Here is a 9148-nt window from a genome sequence, read left to right on the forward strand (position 1 = left end):
AACAGACATAGGGGCGCACGGCGCCGGGGATGGAGCACCGCCGCGTTGACCCGTTCGGTCCACGACAGTGCGTCCAGATAAGGGGCTGGCGCGGCCAGGAGGCCGCACGACAGCCCCGCCTATGTCCGGCTGATTCCCAAGTCCCCCGGTGAAGGGCTCGCAGCAAGGTATAACCGCCCCGCGGTGTGATCGGTGCCGATTTCCGCACGATACGCAAGGGTCGTTGTGCCCGGCATGGGAGCATCGAAAGACGTGTTTCCGGGGGCCGGAACGCATTCCTGGTTCATGGACCCCATCACCGGGCATGGGGCTGGGTTCAGGCAAGAGGAACCTGCTGTCACCGGGGTCGCGCCTTCGTCCATCGACGCAGTCGACGGTTGCCCTTCCAAGGGGCCGCCCGTGACATGACCGCTGTGCAGAACCGCGGTCTGGGAACCGTCTGCCGTCATGGGCATGTCATGGGAACCGGAGAGGATGTGCATGCCGAAGATCCCGGCAATAATGGCCAGCATCCCGGCAAGCATGCCCGCCCTGCGCAGGAACGCCGCGGCGTGGCGCGTGAAGGCAGTAGCCATGGTGTTCCTCCTTTGGGCAGGGTCGGCTTTTTGGATCAGCTCTTGGTTAAGGGTACCGGCTGAGCGCAATCCGAGTGCCCGCAGCCTGTTCAACGAAGCGATGCGTGTTCAGATTCATCCGGCCGGGACTAATGATGTCCGTGGCTTCCGGCAGGTGCTGCGCCCGACGCGGGCAGCCTGGCTACAGCGGGTGTTCATCGGGTCCCTGCTCCCTTCCGGAGCTGGGGTCGTTAACCGGAACTTGAACCAACGAATCCCCGCAGACCGGGAGCTGCGGTCCGGGCTGCAGGGGCAGCGCCCAGGCCAGTGCCAATGCTGGACAGGCGAGGAACGTTTGGGTGGCTTCTTGTTGGAGAGTGCCGGGGGTGGTTTGTACTGTGGCTCCGATTGGCCCGAGTGGTGCGGCCAGTGGGGCATGGTAACCGCGGGCTTCTTCGTGGTGCCGTTCATCCCAGGACTTACATGGGGTTCCTGCGGCCGGTCCGTGAGGCGGGACCGAGCACGAAAACCGTGCCGTACGAAATCAGCGCAGAGAGGATCGTAATTCCTGTCACCATTTCCGCTGACCACTGAACGTCTTTGACCGCGTTCGTGGCCAGGAGTTGACCGGGCCATAGCAACAGGGGCAGCGCCGAGGCCAGCACGAGTTCCTGCACGCGCAACGGTGCGTTGAAGCGACGCAGGATGAAAAGCACGACGTCGACCAGCGCCGACGCGGCCAAGGCTGCTAAAACGGTGCCCATGTTGCGGAAATCGACCAGGACTGCGGCCGACAGTGCCAAGAAACCAACGACGCCCGTCACGGTCCCCAGCCCTGCGATCCGGGATCGGACAAGAAACACCAGGGGAACCACCAGGATGAGCGAGGTGAGCACATAACTCGCCAGGCCAGCCGAGGCCAAGGCTTCTGCCACATTATGCTCGTCGGTACCTTCCGGGGCGTGGCCGACGGCAACCGTTGCATAGTCGGTAATGAACCCCGACAAGAAACTCAGGGCGAACGCCGCGATCCCAGCGATCCCAGCAACGGCCAGTATCGGCGGCAGCCGCCGCGCGTGCGACCCGTGGTCGTCCCGAAGCCGGAAGGCTCTGACCGGGCCTGAAAGCAGGAGGGCACCACCGACGAACAACAAAAGATGTGTGGGACTTAGCAGGGCATCAATTCCCGATTCCACGCCAAGTATTTGATGCCAGACCAGATCTGCGACGCCGCCGGCCAGAAAAAGCCCCGCACCAACCACGGCCAGCCCGTAGCCACCCGGTATGCGCGCCACCTTGCCAAGGCTGTGACGGCGTGCCGCAGCGCGGCTGATAACCGCCAACCACGCCAACAGCAGCAGCAGTCCCCCATAAAGGAACCCGTGCCAGGGCGTGAAGAAGGAATCCGGAAGGCCCAGAATGTGGGCGCGACCGTCGAAATAGACGGCCGTGACGATCACGAGGCCCAGGACCGCAGCAACCAGGTCTTCGGCAACGGTACTGGCCCCGGCTCCGCGTTGGATGCCGTCACCAGTCCAGGACCCCGGCTGCTGCGCATTCTTTCCGGTGTTCAACGTCATCGCAGGCCTCCTTGGCTCAGGGTCCGGGCCGGCCCGGGGTTCGCTGCAACCTGGACAGAGCAGCACGAAGATACTTCCGGCCCCGGAAGATGCCGCCTTGGCCGCGAGTATGTCAGGGGTGTAATCCCGGCTACGACACATCTGGGCAGAGTGTCCCCCCACAGCTCTGGGTGGCGGCCGGTCTCGTGCTTCACGGCATGCGCCTTGGTCGATGAGGTGGTGGCTCTCCTGAGGACCACCATCCTTATGAAGCCAGGTATCAAGGCAGCCCCCGTACGTTCGGTTGTTGATTGAAACGGCATCTAAGTCCTTTCCACATAGCTGGTCTGTTTCTTCGCGGGTCTCGCTTCATGCAGGTGGGCCAGGGCGGTTCGGTACGCCTCGGCCTGCAGGTCAGCGAGGCTGTCCCAGTTGTAGTCGACGGCAAATGCCCGACCACTGGCAGAAGCTTCTGCCAGTCCTGCCTGTGGGTATCTGTGTGAGATCTCCTCGGCGAGGGCCGTGACGTCGAAGGCGTCAACCAGCCAGCCGGCACCGTCCGGGATGATTTCCCGCAGGCACGGGATGTTGAAGGCAATCACCGGTGTCCCGGTGGCAAGTGCTTCGATGGCCACCAAGCCGAAGGTCTCATGCCGGGATGGCATGACCACCAGCCGGGCATCGCTCAATGCTTGGAACTTCCTGTCCCCCGCCAGCCACCCGAGCAGACGCACCCGTTCCGAGAGACCCGTGTCGTGGATGGCTGCGCGTAACCTGGGCTCGTCCGGCCCGGTGCCCGCGATGAGAAGGTCGCCGTCGATGCGCTCACAGCATTGCTGCCAGGCTTCCAGAAGGAGGTCCAGACCTTTGTGGCCGTATTCCAGACGTCCGATGAAGAGGATGTCCTGCCCGAGCCGGGGTTCGGGTTCCCACGCCCCGGGATCCACACCGTTTCCGATCACGTCGACATGGACGCCCGGATTCAGGGCCGTCAGGCGGTCTGCGATTCCCGCAGAAACGGCAATGAGCCTGCGGTGCTTCCGGACGCCCAACCGCTCTATCCATTGCAACGGCAACTTGTACTGCCTTGCCTTTTCCGCAGCGTGAAGCCATTGGACAATCCCAATAGTGGGCCGTTGCGTCCAGAGCGGTGCGGCCATGGTGGAGAACGGGGCAAAGAAGTCCTCCACCACGAGATCAGCCGCCGTCCGGCGTTTACGTGCTTCGAAGGGCAACCGAACCACATAGGCCAGCAGGCGGGTCAGCCTGTTCGCGCCCGAGCCAAACCCGATAGGCACATAGAGTACTCCGTCTTGGACCCTTTCCTGCCAGCCCGGATATCGGGTAGTCAGCACCGTCACTTGGAAGCCCGCTGCAGCGAGCCGACGATTGATTTCATGGGTCCGCACGGATCCTCCACCTGCTCCGGGCATTAGCGGGTCCTCAAAGCCCAGATGCAAGACTCTCATCGCAAACGGTCCGTCCCCGCGGCCTTCTGGAAGCACGCCACCGTTGTCTGAGGTCCCTGCTGCAAGATTGGCGGCTTCAGCCAAGCATGTGGTTGTTGCGGTAATGGCGTGGCCAACGGAAGTCCGTATCTGACGTCTCCTTGTGGAGAGTCCGAACGAATGACATCTGTTCCTTTGATATGCATGGGCGGTCCTTTGGTTCTGCGGGCCAGGATCCCGTAGGGGTGAAATAGGTTCCGGAGAGGTTTTGCAGCAGCTCACTGCCCCCACTCCGGTGACCATCCGGAGACGGACGAGGACGGATCACGGACGCTCACGATCCTGATGTGGCGGCGAACCAAGGCCAGGGCTGAACTGATGCATCGGCGGTTCAAGACGGCCGCCACGAACGGAATGCCAAAGACGGAGGCCTCCGGCGAGGGCCAGGAAGGAGACAACCCGGCCGCCATCGCCAGCGGAATGGCGATGAGCAGCGCGCCGGAGGTTACCGTGGAGGCGAAAAACCGCCAAGGTCCACGGGTCAGTTCCCCTTGGTGGCTTGGTTTCTGCACCGCCTCATATGGTGCCTAGCAACTTGCTGATTCGGTCCGGGGCTCATCGCCGACCATTTCAAATCCGAAGGACGGAAGACCTCGGAGCAAATCCAACCGTGCCTGGGATGACAGGTCATAGGCCGGGCTACCGGTGGCATCCCCGGCGGCGGCGGCGGTGTTGTGCTCGCTGCCGCGCTGCAGTGTGTCTTCTGCCGAATGCAGATCCTGGGGCTTGCTCTGCCCTGCGTCGGCGGCGAGGGTCGAAAGGGTCAATGACTTCTTCATGGAATCCGGGGTCCTTCTAAACATCGGGTGCGCACGCGCGCGCTTATGGGGACGGCACGGTCATCGGGCGCGGGTGGGCACCTGTGCGGCGCGTCGAGGTGAAAGAGGCTGGCGCAGGAAGAGATGGCCCGCGCGTCAGTGGGCTCTACGTCCGGCTGATGCCCAAGGTGCCCGGCGACGGGCCTGATGTCGAAGGTTCGTAGCAGAAACGGGGTCCGGCGGCGGTACCCATCCGGGAGGCCGGCAACGCCGCCCCGGGCTCAGGGGCCTCAAAGGCGGTACTGGCCGGGGCCGGGATGCACTCTTGCGCCGGCGCCGACATGGTCGGACATGTGGCCGGGTCCAGGCAGGCAGAGAGCACGTCGTAGACGGACGTCGCCGGTTCGGCCGCAACGGTCGTCAGTTGCTTGGGGGTCCTTTCCTCCACTCCGCCCCCGAACCCGTACCCGTCGAGCTGGGTTGCAGCTACCGGCGACGGGGCCGCCGCGTGCAGGTCATGGGCGCCGGAAAGAATGTGCATGCCGAAGATCCCGGCGATGAGGACCAGCATGCCGGTGAGCATCCCGGCCCGCCCAAGGAACACCCGCAGGCGCTGGCCAACAGCAGCGGTCATGATGTTCCTCCTTCCGGCGGGCTAGGCCCAACGAGGCTGATTCTTGATCTAAGGGTACCGGGCCGTGTGCGGTGCTGTAGCCCCGCAGCTTTCCAACGAAGCAGGGTGTGCATGAAGTTCCCCGAACATGGCGAAGGGCATAGCGGCCAGGCCGGAAGGTCTTGCCGTGTCTCGGCAGGAAGGCCTACACTCCCTCCCAAGGGTTGCTTGGGTGAAGTCAGTCCGGTGATCCACCTTTGGTCGGCGTACTGTGCGGCCGGAGTTGGATCCGGTCCCGTTTTCCGGAACGACTGCCCAAGGCAGTATGGGCGGCCCTTGACATTGTTCGATAACTGAACATCGGTTTGACCTGGCTGGGGAGCGGCAAACCGGGTCCGTGCGCCGCGCGGGCCCGCAGTTGCTATTGGCGTACCACTCCAGGAGTCACCGATGACCGGTCTTCCAGCCAAGAGACGACAGCCACTCGCCTACGGATGGCGTGTGCTTGTGGCCATCACCATGGTGGCAGCCCTGCTGCCCCTCAGCTCCACTGCAGCCGTTGCCGCGGGACCGTGCGACCCGGTCGTGAACGCTGTGGTCTGCGAGAATTCCAAACCCGGCAGCCCTCCGTCGGAGTGGGACATCAGCGGCCCCGGTGATGACAGTATTCAGGGCTTTTCGACCGACATCAGCGTCAACGCTGGGCAGCCCATCCGGTTCAAGATCGACACCACCGCGCCCAGTTACACCATCGCCATCTACAGGACGGGCTGGTACGGAGGCAACGGCGCCCGCAAGATCGCCGACGTGGTCCCTTCTTCGTTCCGCCAAAACCAGCCAAACTGCCTCAACGACGTGGCGACAGGACTCTATGATTGCGCCACGTGGGCGGTATCGGCCACGTGGCAGGTCCCGGCAACTGCCGTCTCCGGTGTCTACATCGCCCTCCTGACCCGCCCCGATACCGGCGCGCAAAGCCATATCACCTTCATCGTCCGCAAGGACGGCAACACCTCCGCGGTGCTCTTCCAAACCTCCGACCAGACCTGGCAGGCCTACAACTCCTACGGCGGATCCGATCTGTACCAGGGCGTGAACGGCCGCGCCTACAAAGTCAGTTACAACCGGCCCATGGCCACCCGCGGCGGCCCGGGCGGCAGGGACTTCTACTTCTCCAACGAATACCCCATGGTCCGTTTCCTGGAGCAGAACGGCTACGACGTCAGCTACATCAGCGGCCTGGACGCCGACCGCAGCGGTTCACAGCTGCTGAACCACAAAGTGTTCCTCTCCGTGGGCCATGACGAATACTGGTCCGGCCCGCAACGGGCTAATGTCACCGCCGCCCGGGACGCCGGGGTGAACCTGCAATTCCTCTCCGGCAACGAAATGTACTGGCGCACCCGCTTCGAAGCATCCACCGTCGACGGCACGGCTGGCCGGACCATGACTTGCTACAAGGAAACCTGGGCGAACGACAAAATCGACCCGACCAGCCAGTGGACCGGCACTTGGCGGGACCCCCGCTTCGCGTCCCAAGCCAACGGTGGCGGACTCCCCGAAAACGCCCTCACCGGCACCTTGTACCAGTCCAACTTCTCAGACCTTCCGGTCACCGTTTCCGCCGAGGAAGGCAAGACGCGCCTGTGGCGCAACACGGCCCTGGCAACATTGCCGGCAGGCTCGACGGCGGCTTTGGCCCCGCACACCGTGGGTTATGAATCCAACGAGGACCTGGATAACGGCTTCCGGCCTGCCGGGCTGATCCGGCTTTCAACGTCCACCGGGGCCGTCCCGCAATACCTGCAGGACTATGGCAACACCGTGGCGCCAGGAACGACCACCCACCACGTAACCCTGTACCGGGCCGCCAGCGGGGCACTGGTTTTTTCCGCCGGCAGCGTCCAATGGACCTGGGGCTTGGATGCCGTGCACGACGGTGACGGCGCCCCGGCTGACGCACGCATGCGTCAGGCCCAAATCAATCTCCTCGGCGATATGGGGGCCCAACCGGTAACGCTGGCGGCCGGGCTGGTCGCGGCCGCGCCCAGCAGCGACCGCACGGGACCTACCGCGGCCATCACGTCCCCTGCCAACGGCACCGCCGTGGCCCACGGCACATCGGTGACCGTCACCGGAACCGCAGCCGACACCGGCGGCGTCGTGGCCGGGGTCGAAGTTTCCACCGACGGTGGAACCACGTGGCACCCGGCCCAGGGGAAACAGAACTGGACCTACACCTATATCCAGAAAGGTCTGGCGTCCGCCACCATCCAGGTCCGGGCGATTGATGACAGCGCCAACATCGGCGCCGTCAGCACCCGGACCTTGACCTTGAGCGGCCCCTACAGTGTCTTTGGCCAAGTCGTTCCCTCCGTACAGGACTCCGGGGACAGCGGCGCGTACGAAATGGGGCTGCGCTTCACACCCTCCGTGGACGGGTTTGTCACCGGCGTCCGTTTCTACAAGAGCGCGGCCAACACCGGCACGCACACCGGCTCGTTGTGGAGTTCCGCCGGGGAGCGTCTGGCGACGGCCACCTTCACTAGCGAGACCGCGTCCGGCTGGCAGGCCGTCCTGTTCAGCCAAGCGGTGCCCGTGGCAGCCGGCCAAAAGTATACGGTGTCGTATTGGGCTCCCAACGGCCGGTACTCAATCCAGAACTTCCAGTGGGCAAGCTTCGGTTCGACCGATGCCCCACTGAAAATCGCCGGCGGGTTCGGGGCCGAGCCCGCCGGTGTCTACAGCTCGTCCCAGGGATTCCCGACGGCCAGCTACAACGGGGGCAACTACTTTGCCGACGCGCTGTTCAGTACGGTGGACACTTCTCCCCTGACGGTCTCCGGGCAGTCACCTTTCCCGTCGTCCTCGAGCATTTCGGTCAATACCAACGTCAGCGCGGTCTTCTCCAAATCCGTCACAGCTTCCACGGTCAGAATCACCTTGCAGTCGGCTTCGGGTCCTGTGGCGGGCGCTACGGCGTACGACGCCGCCACGCGGCGGGCGACCTTCACGCCTTCCTCCGCCTTGGCGTTCAGCACCCAATACACCGCCACCCTCGCGGGAACCGATGCGATCGGCGGGCAGGTGAGCGCCGGAGGCACGTGGTCCTTCACGACAGGGGCGACCGTGCCGGTTCCAGGGGCCTGCCCCTGCAGCCTCTTTGACGACTCAGTGACACCGGGAATAGCCGAGATCCGGGACGGTGTGCCGCTGACCCTGGGGGTCCGCTTCACGAGTGTCTCGGCCGGTCAAGTGACAGGCATGCGGTTCTACAAGTCAGCGGGCAACACGGGCATCCACACCGGGTCCCTCTACACCGCCGCGGGCCAGCAACTGGCCACCCTGACCTTCACCAACGAATCCGCTTCCGGGTGGCAGACGGCGATGTTCAGCCAGCCCGTCCAGATGGCAGCGAACACCGAATACATCGTCTCCTACAAATCCCCCACCGGCGCCTACTCCTACACCTCCCCCGGGTTCGGTTCGGGGCTCAGCGTCGGTCCGCTGCGCACCGGCCCGGACGCCGGCGCCTACACCTACAGCGGCGACTTCCCCGGCTCCCGCTCCACCGCCAGCTACCTCGTCGACGTCATCGTCACCATCCCAGCACCAGCGTTCACCCTCAGCTCCCAGACTCCACTGCCAGGAGCGTCCAGTGTCCCGTTGGGCACTGCGGTCAGCGCGGTCCTGTCCGAAGCAGCCAACAGCGTAAACCTGGTCCTGAAAAATTCCGCGGGGACCGTTATCGCGGGCTCCTCCAGCTATGACACGCAAACCCGCAAAGTGACGTTCACTCCCGCCACGGCCCTGGCCGCGGGCACCTCTTACACCGCCACGGTGAGCGCCACCGCCGTGTCCGGCCAACCACTCACCAGCCCCACTTGGTCCTTCACCACCATCCCGCCGCCATCGAGCCCGGGAACGTGTCCCTGCACCCTCTACCAGGACACCGTGACACCGGCCACGCCCTCGGCCAACGACGGCGTGCCCCTGACCCTGGGGGTCCGGTTCAGCAGCACCACCGCCGGACAAATCACCGGGATCCGCTTCTACAAAGCCTCCGGCAACACCGGCACCCACACCGGGTCCCTCTACACCGCCGCGGGCCAGCAACTGGCCACCCTGACCTTCACCAACGAATCCGCTTCCGGGT

At 64.5% G+C, this 9148-nt stretch carries 7 protein-coding genes; 1 reads left to right on the forward strand and 6 read right to left on the reverse strand.

Going from position 1 to position 9148, the window contains the following annotated elements:
* Positions 1–119: 119 nt before the first annotated feature.
* From PV760_RS13790 to PV760_RS13815, 6 genes are all read right to left on the reverse strand, one after another.
* Positions 120–575, reverse strand: coding sequence for a hypothetical protein (locus tag PV760_RS13790; protein ID WP_354628028.1), 456 nt, complete (start codon positions 573–575; stop codon positions 120–122).
* A 458-nt stretch (positions 576–1033) separates the two neighbouring features.
* Positions 1034–2134: a hypothetical protein gene (locus PV760_RS13795; protein ID WP_354628029.1), complete on the reverse strand. Its 1101-nt coding sequence runs from the start codon at positions 2132–2134 to the stop codon at positions 1034–1036.
* Positions 2135–2436: 302 nt separating this feature from the next.
* Positions 2437–3522 (reverse strand): glycosyltransferase family 4 protein, encoded by a 1086-nt coding sequence (locus PV760_RS13800; RefSeq protein ID WP_354628030.1) that lies wholly within the window; start codon positions 3520–3522, stop codon positions 2437–2439.
* 317 nt (positions 3523–3839) lie between these two features.
* Positions 3840–4133, reverse strand: coding sequence for a hypothetical protein (locus PV760_RS13805; protein WP_354628031.1), 294 nt, complete (start codon positions 4131–4133; stop codon positions 3840–3842).
* 15 nt (positions 4134–4148) lie between these two features.
* The gene (locus PV760_RS13810; RefSeq protein ID WP_354628032.1) at positions 4149–4400 is read right to left on the reverse strand and encodes a hypothetical protein; all 252 of its coding nucleotides are present in this window, start codon (positions 4398–4400) and stop codon (positions 4149–4151) included.
* Between the two features lie 145 nt (positions 4401–4545).
* A complete protein-coding gene (locus tag PV760_RS13815) occupies positions 4546–5013 on the reverse strand; it encodes a hypothetical protein (RefSeq protein WP_354628033.1) in 468 nt (155 codons plus the stop codon).
* Positions 5014–5442: 429 nt separating this feature from the next.
* Between PV760_RS13815 and PV760_RS13820 the strand changes: the two genes are divergently transcribed.
* Positions 5443–9148 (forward strand): DUF4082 domain-containing protein (locus PV760_RS13820; protein WP_354628034.1); only part of this gene is annotated, 3706 nt, incomplete at its 3' end.

Origin of the sequence: Paenarthrobacter sp. CC6 (assembly GCF_040560085.1) — a bacterium.
GTDB classification, from domain to species: Bacteria; Actinomycetota; Actinomycetes; order Actinomycetales; family Micrococcaceae; genus Arthrobacter; species Arthrobacter nicotinovorans.